The 23,044-nt window shown below is 35.1% G+C and carries 16 protein-coding genes; 2 read left to right on the forward strand and 14 right to left on the reverse strand.

Features of this window, described 5'->3' with window-relative positions; translation table 11 throughout:
- Positions 1–34: 34 nt before the first annotated feature.
- Together VB264_RS13655 and VB264_RS13660 are read right to left on the reverse strand one after the other, a co-directional pair.
- Positions 35–1,666, reverse strand: a complete 1,632-nt coding sequence (locus tag VB264_RS13655; RefSeq protein ID WP_323250217.1) for a M1 family metallopeptidase — start codon at positions 1,664–1,666, stop codon at positions 35–37.
- A gap of 332 nt (positions 1,667–1,998) precedes the next feature.
- Positions 1,999–2,937, reverse strand: coding sequence for a hydrogen peroxide-inducible genes activator (locus VB264_RS13660; protein WP_323250219.1), 939 nt, complete (start codon positions 2,935–2,937; stop codon positions 1,999–2,001).
- A 194-nt stretch (positions 2,938–3,131) separates the two neighbouring features.
- Between VB264_RS13660 and VB264_RS13665 the strand changes: the two genes are divergently transcribed.
- Complete coding sequence (locus VB264_RS13665; protein ID WP_309922808.1) at positions 3,132–3,674, forward strand: peroxiredoxin; 543 nt, start codon at positions 3,132–3,134, stop codon at positions 3,672–3,674.
- 64 nt (positions 3,675–3,738) lie between these two features.
- Positions 3,739–4,323, forward strand: a complete 585-nt coding sequence (locus tag VB264_RS13670) for a carboxymuconolactone decarboxylase family protein (protein ID WP_309922810.1) — start codon at positions 3,739–3,741, stop codon at positions 4,321–4,323.
- A gap of 56 nt (positions 4,324–4,379) precedes the next feature.
- Here the strand turns inward: VB264_RS13670 and VB264_RS13675 are convergent, their stop codons facing one another.
- The 12 genes from VB264_RS13675 to VB264_RS13730 all read right to left on the reverse strand — a co-directional run bounded on the left by VB264_RS13675 (position 4,380) and on the right by VB264_RS13730 (position 22,941).
- The gene (locus tag VB264_RS13675; protein ID WP_323250221.1) at positions 4,380–5,414 is read right to left on the reverse strand and encodes a hypothetical protein; all 1,035 of its coding nucleotides are present in this window, start codon (positions 5,412–5,414) and stop codon (positions 4,380–4,382) included.
- A gap of 171 nt (positions 5,415–5,585) precedes the next feature.
- The gene (locus tag VB264_RS13680; RefSeq protein WP_323250223.1) at positions 5,586–6,989 is read right to left on the reverse strand and encodes an MBOAT family O-acyltransferase; all 1,404 of its coding nucleotides are present in this window, start codon (positions 6,987–6,989) and stop codon (positions 5,586–5,588) included.
- 1 nt (position 6,990) lies between these two features.
- Positions 6,991–9,642, reverse strand: a complete 2,652-nt coding sequence (locus VB264_RS13685) for a hypothetical protein (protein ID WP_323250225.1) — start codon at positions 9,640–9,642, stop codon at positions 6,991–6,993.
- 29 nt (positions 9,643–9,671) lie between these two features.
- On the reverse strand, positions 9,672–10,775 hold the full coding sequence (glf, locus tag VB264_RS13690; RefSeq protein WP_323250227.1) for a UDP-galactopyranose mutase: 1,104 nt from the start codon (positions 10,773–10,775) through the stop codon (positions 9,672–9,674).
- Positions 10,776–10,791: 16 nt separating this feature from the next.
- Positions 10,792–11,532 (reverse strand): glycosyltransferase family 2 protein, encoded by a 741-nt coding sequence (locus VB264_RS13695; protein WP_323250229.1) that lies wholly within the window; start codon positions 11,530–11,532, stop codon positions 10,792–10,794.
- 163 nt (positions 11,533–11,695) lie between these two features.
- Positions 11,696–12,832, reverse strand: a complete 1,137-nt coding sequence (locus VB264_RS13700) for an acyltransferase family protein (RefSeq protein WP_323250231.1) — start codon at positions 12,830–12,832, stop codon at positions 11,696–11,698.
- Positions 12,833–12,835: 3 nt separating this feature from the next.
- Positions 12,836–14,482, reverse strand: coding sequence for a hypothetical protein (locus VB264_RS13705; RefSeq protein ID WP_323250233.1), 1,647 nt, complete (start codon positions 14,480–14,482; stop codon positions 12,836–12,838).
- Positions 14,483–14,791: 309 nt separating this feature from the next.
- Complete coding sequence (locus VB264_RS13710) at positions 14,792–15,709, reverse strand: transketolase family protein (protein ID WP_323250235.1); 918 nt, start codon at positions 15,707–15,709, stop codon at positions 14,792–14,794.
- Between the two features lie 31 nt (positions 15,710–15,740).
- Positions 15,741–17,726 (reverse strand): NAD-dependent epimerase/dehydratase family protein, encoded by a 1,986-nt coding sequence (locus tag VB264_RS13715; protein ID WP_323250237.1) that lies wholly within the window; start codon positions 17,724–17,726, stop codon positions 15,741–15,743.
- A gap of 75 nt (positions 17,727–17,801) precedes the next feature.
- Entirely contained in the window at positions 17,802–18,629 is an 828-nt protein-coding gene (locus tag VB264_RS13720) for a transketolase (protein ID WP_323250239.1), read from the reverse strand.
- 102 nt (positions 18,630–18,731) lie between these two features.
- Positions 18,732–20,753 carry an OmpA family protein gene (locus VB264_RS13725; RefSeq protein WP_323250241.1) on the reverse strand — a complete coding sequence of 674 codons (2,022 nt, stop codon included), beginning with the start codon at positions 20,751–20,753 and terminating at the stop codon, positions 18,732–18,734.
- 175 nt (positions 20,754–20,928) lie between these two features.
- Positions 20,929–22,941, reverse strand: coding sequence for an OmpA family protein (locus VB264_RS13730; RefSeq protein WP_323250243.1), 2,013 nt, complete (start codon positions 22,939–22,941; stop codon positions 20,929–20,931).
- Between the last annotated feature and the right edge of the window lie 103 nt (positions 22,942–23,044).

A 23,044-nucleotide genomic window follows, 5' to 3' on the forward strand; every position in this document is an offset into this window, starting at 1 on the left:
CGAAACGGAAAGTTTAAACAGCTTCTATATTTAATTACACCTTTTTAATATTCACATAAAAATTATCATCAATTTTTATGTCTTTAATTCCTTTAATGCTTTTCCAAGTTGTAGTTGGCTGAATAAACTGATACTTACCTGTGGCATTTTCTATTTTGATGGGCATATTAAAACCATCAATGCAGGTAGTCCAGCGGTAGGATACCGCTCCATTCTCTACTTTATATTCCAAAGTAGGGATTTCGGTATTTCTAAGGTATTGATCAAAAACTTTACTTAAATTAATCCCTGATTTTTTGGAAATGTAGGTCTCTATTTGCTTGGTATCTACTGTTTGGTGATAAAAATCTTTGTTCAGCCCTACCAGAATTTGTCTCCATTTTTCATCATTATCAATAACCTGTCGGATAGTATGCAACATATTTCCTCCTTTGTAATACATATCTCCGGAACCTCCCTGATTTACTTCATAGTCACCAATAATAGGCTCTTTGTTGCCAATTAGTTTCCTACATCCCTTCACATAAGCCGCCCCAGCTTCTTTGCCGTAATGATACTCAGTAAAAAGGCTTTCTGAATAATTAGTAAAGCTTTCATGAATCCACATATCAGCGATGTCTTTATCCGTAATATTGTTAGCAAACCATTCATGTCCAGACTCATGAATAATGATAAAATCCCATTTCAGCCCCCAGCCTGTTCCCGATAAATCTCTCCCTAAATAGCCATTAGCGAAATGATTACCGTAGGTAACAGAACTTTGGTGTTCCATGCCTAAATAGGATACTTGTACTAATTTATAACCGTCTTCATAAAATGGATATGGTCCGAACCAATGTTCAAAGGCCTTGAGCATCATAGGTACTTGTTTGAATTGTACTTTGGCTTTTTCTAGGTCTGCCGGTAGCACATAATAATTGCAGTCTAAATCGCCTTTTAGTCCTTTATATTTTTCCGAGAAATGCACGTAATTTCCGATGTTGATATTTACACCATAATTGTTGATTGGATTAGCAACGAACCAATCGAACGTGCTTGTCTCATCAGGATTATCGACTACTTTCAACAATCGTCCGTTTGAAATATCCTGTAAGCCTTTAGGCACTGTGATAGAAATGAGCATACTGTCGGCTTCGTCATACATGTGGTCTTTGCATGGCCACCAAACGCTTGCACCTAAGCCTTGACACGAGGTAGTAATGAACCATTTACCCTCAGCATCTTTCTTCCAAGAAAAACCTCCATCCCAAGGCGGGCGACGAGCTATTCTTGGTTTGCCTTCATAGAATACCGTGATAGATTCTGTTTTACCTTTCACCTGCTTTTTTTGTAATTCAACAAAGAAAGCATTCCCATCTCTTTTATAATGTAATGATTGTCCATCCTGAATCACCTTAGTGATTTGCATTGGGTTTTGTAAATCAATTTGTATTACCTGCGCGGGTTTTAATACTTTATAGGTAATCAAATTATTCCCAGAAATGGTACTGTCGTTGGGTTGAACTTTTACACTGAGGTGATAGTATTGAAGATTCCACCAAGCTCTTTCGGGGGTAATACTACCTCTAAGCGAATCTTGTCGCGTATATGCTTTTTTAGGTTGGAATAACTGCGAAAATCCTAAAAAGCTTAGGGTACAGAAGCATAAAGTGATAATGAATTTCATTGTTGTTTGTTGATTTTTGGGATTTCAGGATTGTTAGATTTTAGGATTAATGGACTTTAGGACTTTAGGACTACAGGACTACAGGACTACAGGACTTTAGGACTACAGGACTTTAGGACTTTAGGACTACAGGACTTTAGGACTACAGGACTTTAGGACTTTAGGACTACAGGACTTTAGGACTACAGGACTTTAGGATTTTTGAGACGCTTAAATTGTTCATGTCCTTAAGTCCGAAAAGTCATCAATCTTTCATGCTTAAAGTCATAAAGTCCTTTATCCTAAAATCCTCTAGTCATAAAGTCTCACAATCCTTAAGTCCAAGAGAAAAACTAAGCTACCTCCACAATATTTCTTTTCTTTTCCACAGTCAATTCCTTTGGTAGGGCTGCTAAGATACATTCTTTTAGGGCTTTTAGGATGCCTAATTTCGCAAAATTTTTGTGCGCTACCAAACTCACTTCTCTGACAGGCGCTGGTGATTTAAAATGACGTATCAATTTTAATCTTTCATCATCAAAATCCATGGTTGCCAGTTCCGGTAAGATAGTGATACCTTGGTTTCTTTCAACCATCTTTCGGAGGGTCTCTAAGCTACCAGCCTGATATTCAAATTGATTTCTGCCGATAGATTTACGCTTTAATTCACATAAATTCTCAATCTGCGAACGTAAACAATGTCCTTCCTCCAAAAGCCATAATTCCTTGGGGTTAATATCTTCCGAAAGTGCATATTTTTTCTGATAAATCGCATTTTCTTTTGACACATATAAAACCAATTCTTCGTAATAAATGGGATATTCTACAATATTGGGCTGTTGGAGAGGCGTAGCGATTAAACCCAAATCAAAATCATCATTCTTTAAGCCATGTACAATTCTATCAGTAGTAAGTTCTTTAATCTTTAGTTCAACATTCGGATATTTTTCAAGAAAATTAGCTAAAAAAAGTGGTAACAGGTAGGGAGCAATGGTAGGAATAACCCCTAAACGGACTTCACCAGTTACATCGTGTTTCCCAGAATTGACAGCATCTTTGATTTTATAAAATTCAGCAATAGTAATACGAGCTTGTTGAATAATTTCTAATCCAATTTGGGTAGTTACTACTGGTTGACGACTCCTATCAAAAATTTTCACACCCAATTCATCTTCCAGTTTTTGAATTTGCATACTCAAAGTTGGTTGAGTTACAAAACAACTATCAGCAGCTTGCACAAAATTTCTATGATTTTCGACGGCAATTACATATTCTAATTGTGTAATAGTCATGTTATTAAAAGAAGTTATAAGGAATATCTATGTAAATATCAATATTATCAATTTGTTTACAAAGAGATTAGTGAGCAACTTTGTAAAAGAAAAAGAAATATTACTTTTTAAATGCGGTAATACTTAATTTCTTTCTAAAAGAACTAAAAATTGTACAATTTCTATATTTTAATTAAACAGAAAACAAAAAAATCATGTTATCATTAGGCTCAACATTCCCAAAATTCCAAAAAACAGCAGTAGTTTCTCTTGAAAAAGGAAAAGAATTTTACGATATTACTTCAGAAGATCACAAGAATGCTGACAAGTGGTTAGTGATGTTCTGGTGGCCAAAAGATTTCACTTTTGTTTGTCCTACTGAAATTGCTGCTTTCAATGCGAAATACGACGATTTCTCTGATCGTGATGCTATATTAATTGGTGCTTCTACAGATTCAGAATTCGTTCACTTAGCTTGGAGAAACAATCATGACGATCTTCGTGGATTAAAATTCCCTATGTTAGCTGATACTTCTAAATCTTTAGCTGAAGAATTAGGTATTTTAGAAGCAAACGAAAAAATCGCTTACCGTGTTACTTATATCGTTGACCCACAAGGAATTATCCGTTGGGTATGTGCTAACGATTTATCTGTTGGCCGTAACGTTGACGAAGTATTAAGAGTTTTAGATGCACTTCAGACAGACGAACTTTGTCCTTGTAACTGGAAACAAGGCGAAGAAACTTTATCAGTTTAATTTCCCAATTAAGAGGCTTTAAATACATAAAGCCTCTTAATTTTCACCTCTTCAAATTAAAATCATGTTCGGAACAGTTAGTGAAACTAAAAATAATCTGTTGGCAGAAGTAAACCTTCCTTCAACATTTGAAAGCCTTTTCCTTGATCGCTTAAACACAGCCGACCACCGTTATATCAAAGACCTTAAAATCAATGTTTCTAACGCTTTGAAAGCACAGACTTTGAAAGAAAAAGAAGCCGTTTTGTTAGCGTTATCAGTAGCTATCAACGAGAAATCAGGTACTTTGATTACTGCTTTGGAAGAACTTGCAAAAAGCAAAGGAGCGGAAGAAAAAGAACTTTTAGAGGTTGCCGCTTGCGTATCTTTAATGAATGCTAATAACGTATTGTATCGTTTTCGCCATTTTATGGATAAAGAAACTTACAATAACATCCCAGCAGGTGTCAGAATGTCAATCATGATGAACCCTGTGCTTGGTAAAGAATTCTTTGAATTATTAAGCTTAGTTATTTCAGCGATTAACGGTTGTGAAATGTGTGTTACCTCACACGAAGCATCCGTAAAATCTCACGGTGCAACAGAACAGCGTATATTTGATGCCGTTCGTTTGGGTGCTGTTATCAAAAGCTTTATTACTTTGTTGTAATCTTGCCAAACCACTTTTAATTCCCCGCTAGATGAGGGTCAGTGCAAGCTGGCTCTTTATTTTTTGCCTTCTCCTATAATCTGTTTGTTGATAATACTTAACCAAACATTTCTGCCCGCACAGTTCCAATGGGTATCACTTTTCAGATAATACTTTTCAGGTGATTTTCTGAATATTTCATACGTATCGATAACGGGAACGCTCAAAGCTGGATTGCTTTGAATACGCTCTATCAAATGATTATATTTTCCTAAATCGGGCGATTGTACACTTACTTTGTTGGGAATAATGGATAAATACACTTCATCAAAACCCGCCTTTAAATATTTTTCTTTACTGTTGTTAGCATGAGTAACGAAGGTATCAATCAGGGCATCGGTCACAGGGAAAAAAGCAGAACGCCCGTGGGTACTATCGGCCTCCTCCATATAAAATAAATGCTGTTTATCTGGCGACAATATCACTTTAGGCTCTATTCTATCAAAGAAAACCAACGTCATTTTAGCTTTCAATTCTCTGAACCAAAGAAATATATCATAATTGAATAAGGTATGCTCAAGGCGTTCTTCTGTGCCAGGAGGGAATATTACAGGGGATACATTATCCCATCCTCTAATTACTTTTTGACGAAAAGTTAAGTGTGGTTCTTCCACTTTTCCTACAGGTTTTTCACAACGGAAATTATCTACATCTTTTGAAAGATGTTCTTTCGCTGACCTTTCTACTGATTCCAAAATCAAGATATTCCTTTTAGTGCTATCTAATTGAATATAGGCATCTTTTGCCCAATGGATATAAGTGTATTTCCCAGTGTTAAAATCTGTTTTATTGACTCTCGCTTCCTCTGAAAAGCTATCTCCAATAATGTATAAATGTACATTAGAGGTATCGCTATTTAAAGGTTTTGAATTTTCATGACAATTTTCTGCTTTTTGTTTAAACTCAGGCAGATACGAAAGTCGGTACAAATCACCAAACCGATAATCATCTGGAAACAGTTTGGTACTCATGTAAATGGCTGGAAAGTATGCTTGTAGCCATAGAAATATGGCTAAAATGAGTACTGAATATTTTAAAATACTTTTTAACATAGTTATTTATTAGCTTTCAGACTTCGGCAATCGGTCATCGGATTTTAGCTTTTATATTTCGGATGTTGGACTTCGGGTGCTAGCTTTGAGGCTTTACTCAAATATTCATAATTTATACTGAAATCAAATGTCCAAAAGCTGACAGCTGAAATCCGAAAGCCAAAAGCCCTCTTAAAATTGAAAATAGATAAAATTATTGGTATTGAACACCCCAAAGTAATACACCAATATCATTATGACCGACACCAAACTGTAAAACTTGATATTGCTTTGTGTATTGATATAAAAATACCTTAATTCTTTCCATAATAATAATATAATCAACCCCAAAGAAAATAGCATTTCAACGCCATTCAGAGGCGTTTCTAATAAATCGTTTGGCGAAGAAAAGGCTATTTTTTTCAGAATCAACAAGGCATCCGTCGTATTTTTTGCTCTAAAGAAAACCCAAGCCAACATCACCAATATAAAGGTTGTAATCAAGTTGATGCCTTTTCCTAACGTATTTTGGGGCAAAGTTAATTTGGGGAAATATTTATTTCTAAAAGCAGCTATCACCAAGTATAGTCCGTGTAGAGAACCCCAAATGACAAACGTCCACTGAGCACCATGCCACAAACCACTCACCATAAAAACCACAAATTGATTGAAATATTTACGCCATTCGGCTACACGGTTTCCACCTAAAGGGATATAGAGGTAGTCACGAAACCACGTAGAAAGAGAAATATGCCATCTACGCCAAAATTCTGAAATAGATTTTGAAAAATAGGGACTTTTAAAATTCTCCATCAATTCAAAGCCCATTACTCTGGCAGAACCCAAGGCAATTTCTGAATAGCCCGAGAAATCGCAATAAATCTGAAAGGTATAAAAGAAAGTGGCGACCAAAAGCGATAGTCCATTTTTCTCAGCAGGATTGCCATACGCAGCATCTACGACCATAGCCAGTCGGTCGGCAATTACCACTTTTTTAAACAACCCCCAAGCCATCATCATGAGCCCACTTTTTACTTTCTCCCAATTATAGTGATGCTTTTCATAAAATTGATGAATCACATTCTGGGGTCTTTCGATGGGGCCAGCTACCAACTGTGGATAAAACATCACATAGAGCGCATAAATCCCAAAATGTCTTTCAGCCTTTTGATTACCTCTATACACTTCTATCGTATAGCTCATTGCCTGAAAGGTATGGAAAGATAGCCCGATGGGTAACAGAATTTTCAGATAAGGTGCGGGATTCCTTACATGAATAAAATGTAAGAGGTGGGTAATATTGGTATTAAAAAAGTTGTAATATTTAAAAATGGCCAAGATGCCAATATTGGAAATCAAACTGATAATAAGGAGGAGTTTCCTGCTATGTCCTTTTGATTGTTCTATATAAATACCCGCAAAATAATCGATAATGATGGTAAAAAACAGGATTAAAATATAGATAGGTTGAAAAACCATGTAGAAATAACAACTTGCAAAAAGCAGTAATCTCCAACGCCCATTCCAACCCAAAGACCAGTAGCCAAGCGTAACGATGATAAAGAAAATTAAAAAATGAATAGAATTAAAAAGCATATTAACGAAGTTTCACCGACCAGTTTTCAAAAGCAGTAGGCGTTGTGATATCAATGATTAATTTTTGATACGATTCTGAATAGGTTAGTACTGGATAGGACGTAGAAACCAGTGGCATCCCTCCTACGTAACTCCCATTTTCATCAAAAAAACGATAGTTTGTATAGCTGTTAGTCAAAGCAAAGTACTTTCCTCCAATGCCCAGATTATAATATTTCAACCGTTTTACCCCATAGGTTTCCTCTTTGATGGTAAATATTTCACGTTCAGTTTTATCAAGTACTACGACATCTTTACCATCCGTTTTCATAATGACCCAATCAGCATTGCGTTGGTCGGCACATAAAAAGAATTTAATCTCAATACTCGGTCTTAACAACTGTTTTTTCTCCATAATTTTTCCAGACAAACTTACGCTAAATAATTCTCCATTTTCGCTCAAAGCCTTTATTGAAATCTTCTCTCCAGAACCTTCTAATATTGCCGGGCCATTGAACGTACGGTTTAAGGCAAGCGGAAAACCATTAGCAATATTTCCATCTGCATCTTGCAAAGTAAGTTTGCCTTTTTTATCTAACAAAATAGCATATTCAACCCCTCTTAGGATAACAGTTGAGATGGGTAAAATATATTGTAATCCGCTGACAGGCTTATAATGAAGTTTTAAGCTCAGCGAAGATTTATCTATTTTAAAGGACGCTGCATTGGCAGTAAAAAGTGTTGTATTGAATTTTCTATCCGTTTCTTTATCAAAAAGAATAAAATCGCTTATTCTCGTACCCGTATTATTGGTAATAGGGTGTACCTCAAAACCTCCTTCGTTTTTAGTAAGTATGTAGATTTTTGTAGGGCAAGCCAATAATAACTGTTGTTGAGCAGTTGGCAATATTTTTACATTTTTTATTTCTCCTACTAATTTGCCACCTAGCTGATATGACCAAACCGTTTTCCCTCCTTTGAGATAATGAATTTTATTATCATCATCCTGCACGAATACCTCTTGTTTTTTTGTGGAAGGATTGATAATATAAAATGGTTTTGCTGCTGAGTCTATCTTAATGCTTGATAGTTTCAACCATTTATTGGAATATTTCTTGGATGGCTGTGATAAAGATAAATTTTTGAAAAAACGAAGCGAAGTTTTTTGCTGATTGACTTCAAAAATACATACTTGAATACGATTTAAAACACTTTCATTCTCAGCAAATTTACTAGCCCACGCATTTACCAACGACTTATTAAAGCCTAGCAATGCTTTATTAGTTTCTGTAATAAGCGTCAAGTTGGCAGGTTTACATTTTTTAATCAGGGCTTGATTCTTGGATGAATTACTCCAAACATCGCCTTTGCTCAAAGTAAGTAAATAGCTTTGCATAGCCGATAGGCTATTCGTCAGGATGACATTGCTTTTGTATTCAGTAAAGTAGCATTCCTCAAAACCGGCAAAATATTCCCCAAAAAGCATGCTTGGGAATTCTCTGATTCCCAAAGATTTTATGGGATAACCACCGTATTCAACAGTTACTACATTGGCATTTTTCTCTTTAGATACTTCAACAGAAGTATTTTTTAAGATGTCTAGCAGCTTATTATTTCTTAGGATTAATGCTTTTCCGTTGAATTTTTCATCGCCTTCATCAAAACCAGTAAACACAATTTCACTTTCCAAGTTTTGATAAATATCACTATAATTAACCTTGAATGCTGCCTTTACGGTATTCCTTAAGGTATTTAATTCTTTGTGGTTGCCAAAATATTTTTTGAGGTTTTCTTCAAAATTTGTTTGATTGTCTATCGGAATATGCAACAAAAATGATGAAGTATTGGGAATCATGCTCAAGGTCTCTATCTTCTTAGGAGTTTGCCCTTCAAAAAAAATATCATTTGGGCTATTGCCTATCGCACTAATAATAGATTTGTCAGATTCAAAACCAGAGAAATAATCAGAGAATAACTGCGTAAACTGTGATGCACCTTTATCTTTATGGGTAGATATTTTATTAATAAATTTACTTATCGCATTCTTATTCAAATGTGTAGCCGTGGTTGCTACATCATTATTAATGCTAAGCACATTTGAAATTTCTTTAATCCAAGTATTTTCGCTAGGCAAGATAGATTCTTCAATCAAGATACTTGACGAACTAAAAATCAAAATATCATTTTGGATGATAAACGACAGGACTGATTTTGTGGTAGAATCTATTACTTCTGCTATTCTGTAGCCACGGGTGGTATGATAAATGATTCTACTACCAGAGATATTTTCTTGAAGCTTAGAGATTTTATTGACTAAAACAGCATCATTTTGGGTAAGAGGCAGATAAGTAATATAATTTAAGTCTGCTTTTACTTCTGGCAATAAGGCAAAATATAGCATTTTACCTTTCAACAAGTCTTTTACTTCCTCTGTTGAAAGCCCCATTTTCTTCAACAAGCTAAACTGGTTTTCGACCCTTGAAAGCAAAGGAATTTCAGCAAAAACGATTGACTCAGGATAGCCCGAAAGTTCATTGGTTTCTAATAATAGCAATGTATTATCAGGAACAAAACGTTTTAGGGTATTTAAATAGGGATTTTTCTTTTGAAAAAAAAGATAGCTACCAATTCCTAAAATGGCTATTGCAAGGAAAAGTATTACCTTATTTTTCATAATGTTATCATTTTAATGGATAAAAAGATTTATCCAAAAACTGTTTTTACTCGCACTAATGCAGACGCCACCACTTGGTGCATATCATAATATTTATATTCAGCCAAGCGACCACCAAAAATTACATCTTTTTCCTCAGTGGCTAATGTACGATAACGTTTGAACATCTCTGTATTCTTATCATCATTAATTGGATAATAAGCCTCCATGCCAGAAGTCCATTCACATGGATATTCTTTAGTAACAACCGTTTTAGGCTGTTTTCCAAACTCAAAATGCTTGTGTTCAATAATCCTTGTATAAGGAATATGAGCTTCGGTATAATTTACAACGGCATTACCTTGATAATTTTCTTGATTAATTACCTCATTATCAAAACGCAAGCTGCGGTATTCTAACTTACCAAAACAATAATCATAATACTCGTCGATATGCCCTGTAAAAACAATTTTATCAGCAATTGCTTTAAAAGCTTCGCGGTCAGCGAAATAATCCGTTGAAGTTCTTACTTCAATATCTTTCAATAACCCTTCTGTAAGTTTGTTATACCCACCAATCGGGATACCCTGATATTTATCGTTGAAATAATTATTATCAAAGGTAAATCTAAGTGGCAATCTTTTAATGATAAAAGCAGGCAATTCAGTTGCCTTCCTGCCCCATTGTTTTTCGGTATAACCTTTAATCAATTTATGATAAATATCGGTTCCTACCAAAGAGATTGCTTGTTCTTCAAGATTTTGTGGGTCAGTAATGCCCGAAGCTTTTACCTGTTCATTGATTTTATTCTGTGCTTCCTCAGGGGTTTTTACTTTCCATAATTGATAAAAAGTATTCATATTGAAGGGTAAATTAAATAATTCACCTTCAAAATTGGCCAATGGAGAATTGGTGTACCTGTTAAATTCAACAAATGAATTTACATAGTCCCAAATAGCTTTATCATTGGTATGGAAAATATGAGCTCCATATTTATGAACATTAATGCCTTCTACTTCTTCACAATATATATTGCCTCCTAAATGTGGCCTTTTATCTATCACAAGGCATTTCTTACCTCTTTTGTTAGCTTCATGAGCAAACACAGCACCAAACAAACCTGCACCAACTATCACAAAATCATATTCTTTCATCGTTACGCAGCTGGTTCTATTTTAAATTTTTGATATTATTATTTAAAGTAAGTCTGAAATTCAATAATTCATTGAATGATTGCCAACATACTTTTAACAACTTCATTTTTCGGATGGATACCTCCCCTGTAGCTCTCTCTTTATGGACTATCGGAATATTGAACAACTCTTGCCCAGCCTTTTTTGCCATAATTGCCAGAAAAATATTGGGAGCAAAAGGTACAGGATTAGGCAATTGAGACAACAATTTCTTGAGGAAATCACCTTTGATTAATCTAAAAGGAATGTTAGAGTCCATGATAAAAGTACCATATACAAAAAACATACTATATCGCAAGATACGGGTAATAAATAATCTAAAAGGGTCGTCGTGTCTTACTTCTCTATGCCCTAAAATAAAATCAGACTGATGGCGTTTTTCCCAAAGTAATTTCAAATCTTGTGGAATGAATTGATCATCCGAATCAGTTTGGAATACATATTCGGCATTCAGTTCAACAGCTTTTTGATAGGCATGCACTACGGCATTACCATGCCCTCCATTTTTTTGATGAACAACAATAAGTTTAGGATATAATGGTTGCAAACCATCTAAAATTGCACCAGTATTATCTTTTGAACCGTCATTTACCACGATAAGCCTAGTTTCTTCTAAAGTAAATTCACTATCTAAAAAATCTGACCAGATTTTAACTACTTCAGCCATACAATCTTGTTCATTGTAGGCAGGCATGACGATGGCTAATTTGATACTCATTCAGTATTTCGGTAAAAATAGATTTAATAAATTGATTTATAATAGCAAAAAAAGCATAGGATTGAAAATTAGGGCTAGCATTCAAACTACAAAAATATCGAAACATCGGTACAAAACCGATTTTAGCATAATACTTTATCGTTAACAACTTAATATTTTGTGCTTAATAGGTAAAATATTTCTTTAAATGGTTAATGGGTTTCTCGATAATAAACCAAGACAGTGTTGCGATAAAGACTGTTATTCCTAAAAAGTATAGGAATTCAAAACCTATATTGAGGGTAAACAGTGGAAACATTCTTTGAATTTTATGAAGTCCTCTCAACACAATACTTGTCTGAGGAGTATGATAAAAATTGTAAACAAAGTTGTGATACAAATAAATACCATAACTTATACGTCCCAAATATTGAACGATAGGTTGCTCAAAAAACCATTTCAAAAAGCCTTTGTATTCACTAATTGCTTTGGCAATCAAGAAAAAACAGAAAGTTGCACCCAAAAAACGTTCTGTTACCAACTTCCCAAAATTCTCTACCTCGCCTGTTGTCTTTTGCTGGATAATGATTAAGCTTACACAGATAGCATAAGCAATAAAACTAAGGATGATAAACTTAGTCTGTGCTAATTTATCAAACACCTCATTCTTTTTGAAGGTAAAATAGTATGCCATCAATCCCCCTAAACCAAAACAATCAAGAGCAGTAGGCATCAACACATATTGCACTAACCAAGGCGTTCCGTTGAAGTACAGCCACAACCGGGTAGCAATAGCAATAACAATCATTGCTCCCAATAATTTCAGGTAGTGGCGGGTAGGTAGAAAAAGTATCAGATAAGGGAATACTAAATAATATTGCTCTTCCACTGCCAACGACCACAGGTGGTCTATCGTACCCATCCAGTGTTGATTAATAGCAATGTATAAGTTCGTGCTGTAGGTTAAGCACCAAATTAGCGTTTCACGAACAGGGGGAATATTAAAATAATATAAAGCAAAAATTGAGAGAAAGTAAATAGGGAAAATTCTGATGCTTCGTCTAACAATAAATTGTTTTACAGAAAACCAATGGCTTCGCCCTGTTCGGTCATCTTTTAATTTACTTTGTATTAAAATTCTGGTAATTAAAAACCCACTTAATACAAAAAACATCGTTACACCAAGATGTCCTAATGGAAGGGGATTTCTTTCTGCCATCCAATGGTCAATCAACACCAACATAACTGCCAAAAAACGAATACCATCGAGTTGAGAAAAATATGTTTCTTTTTTAGAATTTATCAAACTAATATTATCCATTCTTTACTTTATTGATAATGAATCGTTTAAATAAAAAGATTCGCCCTTATTATTTTTCTGCATCCAGATACCCAATTGATAATTCCCAACAAGTATCTGTTTTCTAGTAAAATCACCAATAAACCCATTAGTCCATAATTGACCTGTCTGCAGAAAATTCTTTATACTATTTCTTCTTTGATTAGTTGGTAAAATATAGGTATTATCATGTGACTGTAATAATAAATAAACACCATCACATTGATTCTTTTTCAAGTAACTTTCAGTACTATTTTCTATGACAAATAAAAATAGTGTTGATTTTTTTAAACTATATTCTTCACCCCAAATAGGAGAATTAGCTATTGGTTTTTGAAACTGTGGCAAAAATTCATCAAACCATAAGGGTGATTTTTGGTAAACTAAAATACCGCTTTGTATTGGTTTATTTATATTTGCCATTATATCATTAGCAAGTCCACAATTTCGCGTTTTGTTTAAAGCTACTACATCATAATTACTTTGATAATTACTGATTAAATTATAGCAAATAGCAATCAATAAAACAGGGAAAATTATTTTGTTTGTTATTCCTACCTTCAAATAAAATAAGGCTGCAAAATAAAGATTGATAAAAAGCAAAATTGAATATAGCCTATATCGACTTGCTAACAAGGAATTTTGTCCAAAATTAACCCTAGTGATAACTACAATTACAGTTGTAACTAAAATAAAAAGGATACTGCCTAATATAAATAGCTCTACTTGATTCAATGCTTTATTAGGATAAAATAATTTACTCCTAAAAATTGAAGTCCTAAAAAAGAACCCTATTCCTAAAAATGCTATGAATCCAGCAGAAGTAGTAAATATGTAACGAAATGAGTAGTTACGAAAAATATCTAAAGCTGCCCCTAAAAATGAGAAGAAGCCTATTAAAATATCTTTTGATGTTACACCATTAAAATAATTTATTGTTGGCGGTGATATGTAACCATAGAAATAACTCCCTAACAAAAACAAAGAAAAAACACTAAAAATCAAGCAATCTTTAATTCTATTCTGTAATAATAATAAAATCGATGCTACAATTGAACCCAAAATACCATTCCCGCTCGTGTATGTTGCTAGAAAAGCAATTATAAATGAAAAATAAAAATAATTTCGTTTACTTGAACTAATCAGGTAAAACAATATCAAAACAAATAGAATTACTCCATAGTTTTGAACAGAAGCCATTCCCCAAAATGAGTTTTCAAATATTTGAGTATTAAAAATCAAAAATGAAAGTGATACAAAATATTTAAAACTTAAATTAAGCTGTTGGAATACCTTGAAGTAAATCACTAAGATACCGACTAGAAAACTATTGCCAACCAGCATCATCCATTCATAATCTACATTACCCTTGATTGCATAAATTAACAAAGCAACTACTCTATCAGTTAAAATTCTATGCTCGTTGTGCTGACTAAAAAAAACGCTTATTTTATTAAACCCATTACTATTATTATATAGAATTGGGATAAAACTAAAAAAAGTAAAGTCATCAAGAAAAGGGATATTTACCGCATATATAATAAAAGTATAGAAAAATAAAAGAATAGGTAAACATGCTATAAAGTACCAGAAAAAAGTAATAGGCTTAGTTTTTATGGGGGATATAATCATAACAGATAATGGGTTACAGTAAATTAATGTATAGCAATATCGTTTTGATTAAGTCTTAAGTATATAATCAACTTATCCTAAAAATTAAACCTAAAAGAAATAATATCATCAAATAATTTTATTATTTATACAACAAATAGTTATTGAAGCTGTTAAAACTTTCCCTTTCGGGTTAAACTAAGTCTTTTAGAATAGCTTGTTCCAAAATTTACTCAACGTAGCGATGCTATGCTTCCCAAATTTTGAAAAAATCAATTCAAAAATACAATACTTTCTCCTAAGAAACTGAAAGTTTAAACAGCTTCATTATTAAAAAATATCCAATAGCAATCTAAGCTTTTCAGCAATATTTTTTTCGTCTAATCCTGATTGCGCCTGATGAAAACCTTGGTCTCCATAAAAACCATCAGGGTATCCTTCTGCCCGTAGGCTTATAAATTTATTTAACGAAATCCCGTTTTCCAACAACTGAATTGATAGCTGTTGTGCTAATCCACCGATACTTACGTGTTCTTCTACTACGAGTACATTTTTAGCTTCTTGTATGATAGCAAAAGCTTCCGATTCTACTTTCAAAGGCAATTGATAGGCCGTAAATAGGTTGAACTTATCTTTGAAGGCTTCATTTTGCAACACTTTGATGACATTCCCCACTATTGGTCCTAATGCAACAATACTTGCCTTGGCATTGTTTGGCTTTATCAACAATTTGATTGAATCAAAATCTTTCTCTAGTGAAGGTGTCGATTTTCCAGCACCCAAACGTAAATAGGCAGGGCGACCTTCGGAAATAATCTGATTCACAAAAGGTTCTACTTCATCTGAAAATGCAGGAATCCAACATTTTACATTTTGCAAGCTACTTAGTCCTGCCAAATCCTCAATCGCATGATGACTACTTCCCATAATTCCGTAGCCGTAGCCTCCGCCATTGCCTACTAAAAATACGGGTAAATTATGCAAACAAACGTCATTCCTAAATTGCTCCCAACAACGGTACACTACGAAAGGGGCGATTGAATAACAAAAAACTTTGAAGCCTTTGTAAGCCATTCCCGCTGCCAGACCAACCATATTTTGTTCGGCTACTCCAGCATTGATAAAACGTTTGCCCATCTTTTTTTGTAGGTTTTCTAAAGCATTATACCCTAAATCACCTGTAATAAACACCACTTTCTCGTCTTCGAGGGCTATCTTTTCTATGGCATCTGAAAATTCTCTTCTCATTATAGATAAAGCAATTTGTTCAATTGCTTAATTATTTTCTTTGTTCTTCTACTAGTCTCTTTATTTCTTCTGAGGTATTATACCTTTTTACGCCCTTACGCACACGCGTTCTGATGAATTTTGGTCTCTTCTTGGTCTCTTCAAAAATCTTCGCAATATATTCTCCTAAAAAGCTTATACCAAGCAGGTTGATTCCTCCGAAAAACATCACCAACACAATAATGGTAGAAATACCTGAAGGGGTATCTGGAAAGAATACATACTTGGCTAATATCTGCCAAATAATCCCTAAGATGGATAGTAGCGTCATGATTACACCTCCGTAAGACATGATTTCTAATGGCACAAAGCTAAACGAGAAAATCGCTTTTTTGGCCCACCAGATATTCTTACGCCAATTGTTGGTGGATACACCAAACATTCTTTCGGGACGTATATAGTCAACACCTATTTGTTTAAAGCCTACCCATGCCCTCAAACCTCTCAGGAATTGTTCTGTTTCAGGCAAGTTGACTAATTCTTTTACTACTTTACGGTCAATCATTGAAAAATCGCCAGCATCATTTGGAATGTTGATGTAAGACATATTTTTAAAGATTCTGTAGAAGGTCTTATAAAAGAAATGTAACCAATCTGGCATTTCACGCTGTACCCTTACTCCATAGGTTACTTCATACCCTTTAATCCATTTTTCATAAAAGCTTGGAATTACCTCAGGTGGGTCTTGCAAATCGCCATCCATCAGCACAACAGCATCACCCGTTGATATTTCCATGCCCGACAAAAATGCTGCTTGTGACCCAAAGTTTCTTGAATGGGTAATACCGATTACATTAGGGTCTTTATTACAGATTTCCTCCAATACTTCTTCTGTATTATCAGGCGAACAGTCGTTTACAAAGATTATTTCATAACGAACCTTCATATCATTAAAGGTTTTCACCAATCGCTCATACATAAACGGAATAGCTTGAGCATCTCTATAACAAGCAATAATTGCCGTAATGACAGGATTCAAATATGGGTTTTGAAAGGCTGGTAATACTTTCTCTTCATACCTGACCACCTCTTGCCATTCAAAGTATTTACGCAAACCTACATTTAAAGGCGTTTTGGCAGTCCAGCCTAAATCTTTTTCGGCTTCCGTAGGGTCGCCATACCACTCTGCTAAATCCCACTGGCGTTTTTCCATGCTTCCCCATGATGGCTCTTCAAGGATGTCAAACTCTTTTCTTGAGATTTCCACTAAATCTCCAATGGTTGTTTTTATACTACTAGCTATATTGTATGATTTGCCTCTGATAGCATCAGACATTTTCAAGGCTCCGTCTAAGAAAGCCTCCAAACAGTCTGTGATATAAACAAAGTCTCTAGAAATTTCTGGTGAAACAAAATTAGGGAGTTTCCCAAACCTGATTTGTTCAATCAATTTTGGCACGAGTCTATCTGGCTCTTCCCAGTCTCCGTAAATAGAGTATAGCCTTAAATTGATAGCATTTTTCTGAAAAACATTTGCATAAAACTGAATAGCATACGCCGCAGAAATTTTTGATACAGAATAATGGCTGTTGGGTTCTAAAGCGTCACTTTCTTTGGGTGCGGTACAATTAAAGCCATATTCCGAGCTACTCCCCGCATGAACATACACCATATCGGGAGTTAAATTCTCCAATAAATTAACCGTACCGATTACATTGGTTTCATAGGTAAGTCCTACGTTATTTTGTTTAGAGTAAGCCCCGTAAGCAGCTAAATTGAATATTGTTTTAGGTTTATAGATATTAAATACTTCTTGAATGGAATAATTAGAAACAATATCACAATGAACAATATTTGCTGCTGGTACATTCAATAATTTCAAACGCCAAGCTTTTTGTGCACCATGCGTTAAGGCATAACAATCGTTTCTAAGTTTAAAAATTTCGTTGAAGAGATTGGCTCCAATAAATCCACTTGCACCATAAACAAAAATTGGTCCTTTAAGGGCTAAAATTTTTTCTTTTACTGAGTAGGTCATTATTAATAATTTTCAATTTCCAAGAAGCTTCTTTGAAATGGTAAGTTTGTATGTATATTATTTGGTAATATGATGCTAATCAAAATACTTTGTTTGAATATCCACTTGAGCCCTTTCGTATTGTTCTGCATTCATGGGTAAATAATGCCACTCCAATTTGTTTTCCATATACGACACGCCCTTTCCTTTCACAGTATTGGCTATTATCACTTTGGGAAGCCCATTTTTTCGATTCTTTAAATATTCAATCTGCTGATAAAGTAATTCAACATCATGCCCGTCGCAATCTATGACATCAAAACCTATTGATTTCCATTTTTCAGCATCAGCCGAAACGCCTAAAATCGCATTGGTATTGCCAAAACCTTGTAGCCCATTTTTGTCAATCATTACTATCAGATTATCCAACTGATTGGCCACAGCATAATGTCCTGCTTCCCAAGTTGTGCCTTCGTTGGTTTCACCATCCGACATCAACACATAGGTAAAGTCATTGTTTTCTAATATTTTATTCGCTTGTGCTATTCCTGTAGCTATGGGAAAGCCATGCCCTAAAGAGCCTGTAGCAAAAGGAATTCCTTTTACTTTATTAGGGGCTGGATGTGCTGGGAGATCAGTACCGTTTTTATAATAACTCTCAAGCTTCTCGTCTGAAATATCACCAATTTCATGCAAACAGGCATAAAGAGCAGCCGCTGCGTGGCCTTTTGAAAGAATAAATGTTTCATTGTCTTCTTTATGAGACAATAATGACGCAATCATTAAGTCTATACAAGAAAGCGAACAACCAATATGACCAGCATTCGCATTGAAATACATTTTTAAAATTTTAAGCCGAAGACTCCCCTGCATTTTTTTGAAGTCTTGTAATAATTCAACGCTATTATTGATGATAGTTGTCATTAGAACCTTTTGAGTATTTAGCTGTATAAACTTTCATCTAAAAAAGTCAGACTAAGTTTACACAAAAATAGTTGGTTTTTTAAGCATACCCAAAGAAATACATTATTTCTTGGTTATCGTAAATTCTACTCTCCTATTTAAACGACGCCGTTCTTCTGTAGCATTGCTAGCCATTGGGCGTGTTTGCCCCCATCCTTTCGTAGTAATTCTATTGGCCGAAATACCTTTGCTAGTGATGTATTTCTTTACTTCCGCCACCCTGCTTTCTGATAACTGAAGGTTCAATTGAAAGTCACCCTGATTGTCGGTATGCCCTTCAAATAGTACTTCTAGTGTCGGTATTTCTATCATTGCCTGAACAATTTTATCTAATTCTTTCATCGCCATAGGTAATAATTTAGCCTCGCCTTGTTCAAACGTCAGGCTATTTAATACTCCCTTGTTTCCCACTTCCAATGGCAATAAGTACAAGTCTTTTTTGATTTCTTGGTATGAACTTGCCTTTGTCAAATCTATTGTTTCATTAATGGCTAAATAACCACTCGCATTGGGTATAAAATCGATTATCTCATTTAATGGCAACACAAATTTGAAGTTTCCGTTGGCTGGTTCATATACTTTCTCTTCTTTTTTCAGCAACTTATTCCTTGGAATCATCGTAATACTAGCAGTCACAGGCTGTTTGTCGGTACTTGTCAACACCCTGCCTGTAAATAGCGCTACGGGGTCTGGCTGTACTGTTTTGGGGAGTGTCAATTTAAAAATATCCTCCTTATTGCTCCCATTAAAGGAACAGACATAAGCATATTCGCCTGATGCGGGTAAGGTGAAATATCCGTCCCAGTACGGTGTGTTCACCCCAGCACCCAGATTTTTGGGTTCCGTCCAATTCGTCCAAGTATCGTCCAATCGCTTACTTTTAAAAATATCGTTATCGCCATATCCCGGTAACCCACGTGTAGAAAAATACAAGGTCTTGGTATCTGCGGCAATAAAGGGCGTCATTTCATGTTCAATACTGTTGATGGTTTTGCCTAGGCTTTTGGGTTCTGTCCATGTCTCATTAGCTTTCTTGAACGAAACATACAAATCTCTTTTCCCTACTGTATTCTTTCGTTGAATAGACATCACCATTATTCTTCCATCGGCAGATACTGTAAATTCGGCATTGGGACTTTGGTTGTAGAAATTATCTATTTTTACTTCTTCTGGGAAAGCCCACCCTTCAGCCGTTTTCAACGAACGAGATATTCCTGAAGAAAGCTTCCCATTTTCATGGTATTTATTCATCAACAAAATTTCTGTGCCATCTGTAGAAATAGCCAAAATAGCATTTTTGTCTTTTGTATTGATGGGCAAGCCTATATTCTGTGCTTTCGTCCATTTGTCATTTTTATCAATATTACTAAAATATACATCTTGGTCTTTGGGTTTTCCCAAAAGGCTGACATAGTTTCGGGTAAAATACAGCGTTTTGCCATCACTTGAAATCACCGGAGCAAATTCCTGATGCCTTGAATTTACTCCTTTTCCAAGGTTGGACCTTACTATCTCCTTAGGAGCATCTTCAGCAATGTTAATTTTTACCTGAATGGGATTATCAGACTCAGAAATGCCAATGGCATCTAATTGTGGTTGGTCGTTGATGTCTTTACTCTCTACAAAAACACTGATGGCATATACTTTAAAAGAAGTTTTCTCAGGTAAAAGAATATCCCAAATCTGACCTTTTTCATGGGCTACCGCCGTACCGTTATATACATACAATAAGTGTTCTTTCATCAAAGAATCAAAGGCTAATATTTTTGAAATGGGGGCATCTCCAAAACTTCTTGCAATACATATCTGATGAACAGCCATCAAGGTATCAAAACCAACTTTGATATATTCTTGACCTACCTGTGTTTTTTTAGCAGGTTGCCAAGCTAAGCCACTTGACACAAACTGGGGCAATACATTGGGTTTGCCTAATACTTGAATTGCCTTATTAGCTGAAGGTTGAAAAGGGATAGTATTCTCTGATGAAAACGCCAATACTTTACTAGCCCAGAACACTTGTTGGGCATTGATACTGAATGAAAAAGAATATAAAAACAAAAATATGGTCAAACCTTTACCTCTCATGAAAACCTTATTTATTCTCTTCCTCAAAAAAACAATTTCAATTTGTTAAAATAGTCTAGCAATATAAAACACTTTTGAGCAAAAAAGGCTTTTTAAAACCATTGGAAAGTATAAAATCTCTTTTCATTAGCGATTACTAATGAAAAGAGATTTTATTCAGCCGTGTAGAGATTGCTTAGTTTTTAACAATCATAAACTCTACTCTTCTATTAAATTTCCTTTTTTCTTCTGAGTTATTACTTGCCACAGGACGAGTAGAGCCATACCCTTGTGTCTGGATACGTTTCATATCTACACCCTTGTCTGCCAAGTATTTTTTTACTTCTTCTACCCTTTGTTTGGATAACGTTAGGTTGGCATTCCAATCCCCTTGGTTGTCGGTATGCCCTTCCAGCATGATTTCCATCGTAGGGTTTTCTTTCATTACTACTACTATTCTATCAAGTTCAGGATATGAGTTAGGCAAAATGTCAAATTTACTCTGTTCAAAAAATACACTATTCAATGTCATTCTTTGTCCAGCCTCAATTGGTAATAAGAAAATATTCTTTTTTATTTCTTTAAAGTTATTCTCCTTCGAAAAATCTAGTATTTCAGAAAACGGCATAAAGCCTTTTTTGGAAGCAGAAATAGAATACGTTTTTTTGGCAGGCAACATCAATTTGTAATCGCCCGTTTGTGGGTCAAACGTTACACAAACAGTATCTGCATCTGTCAACGACTGAACCTTTATTTTAGCATCAATGAGTTTTTTATCTACATAATTAAACACACCACCCGTTAATTGAATAACAGTTTCTGGCTTAATTGACTCAGGCACTTTAAATTTAAAAATATCTTCATCGCCAATAGAATTTTCTTGAGAGCTATAATAGGCATAATCTCCTAAGGCTGACACTGAAAAATATCCATCCCATTCAGGCGTATTAATCCCCGCACCTAAATTTTCTGGCTCCGACCATTTCAGCCAAGTGTCATCCAAACGGCGTGTCACAAAAATATCACTGCTTCCATAGCCACTCAAACCCCTTGTTGAAAAATATAGCGTTTTGCCATCTGCAGCAATAAAGGGTGTACCTTCGTCTTCGGCAGTATTAATTACTTTTCCAGCATTAACGGGCTCAGACCAAGTGCCATCTGGTTGTTGAAACGACAAATAGATGTCTTTTCCTCCGTTGGTTTCTCTGAATTGCCCTGTCAGAATCAAGACTCTACCATTGGGTGAAAAGCTATATTCTGCGTAATCAGATTTATTATTAAAATTTTTGATTGCCAAGGCTTTCGGGAAATCCCAACCTCTATCATTTTTGGTAGACATTGATACGCCTTTCAACATTGAACCATCCTTTAAGTAAACATTATTCAATAGAATGGTTTTTCCATCAGGCGAAATGGCACAAATAGCATTGTGTTCGGTATTATTAATTGGCGCAGCCATCGGGCGAGCCATGCTCCATTTTCTATCGTTCTGTAATTCTGAATACCAAATATCTTGGTTTTTATCTTTCCCCAAGTTTTCGGGATGTTCCCAACGAGTATAATAAAGCGTTTTGCCATCGGGCGAAATCACAGGGGCAATTTCGCGATAAGCTGAATTGATATTACTACCCAGATTTTCTTTGAGAACGGCAGCAGGTAAATTTTTAGCCACATTTACCACTGCCCTGATAGGCGTAGTTGCTTGCGAAATCCCAATCGCATCTATTTGAGTCCACCCTTTTGTGCGGGTAGTATTCAGGACTATTTTAATGCTTCTAACTTTATAAGGAGTAGGTTTTGACAGTACCAAATTCAGCATTTTGCCAATTTCATTACTTGGTGCGCTTCTATTGATCCATAAAGTTTTTAGGTTATCAAATTCATCAAAAGCTTCTACACGCACAATACTTCCTTGTCCGTAATTCTCAGCAATTGCCACCTGCTGAATGGGCATAAGTGTATCAAAACTTACAATCAGGAACTCTTCTTGGGTATTATTTTGTGTCAGCGGTTGCCAAGCACAGGCCGAAATCCCTACTTGAGGCAATTTGCTTGGCTTGCCTAAAGCTTGTATAGCACGATTCTCTTTAGTAGTTTTTGCATCTGAATACTCAGAAGAAAAAGCAACTACTTTACTAGCCCAAAAGGTTTTTTGGGCAGTAGCAATAAAGGAAATGAGAAAGAATAATAACAAAAAGAATATTCTCATTATCAATGGTTTAATAAAGCGATTATGATTTTAACTGATAAATTTAAACGAAAATTGTTTTTTATTATTACTCTTTCTAAAATTTCCACTTTAAACCAACCTA

Source organism: Arcicella aquatica (assembly GCF_034928825.1).
Taxonomy (GTDB): Bacteria; Bacteroidota; Bacteroidia; order Cytophagales; family Spirosomataceae; genus Arcicella; species Arcicella aquatica.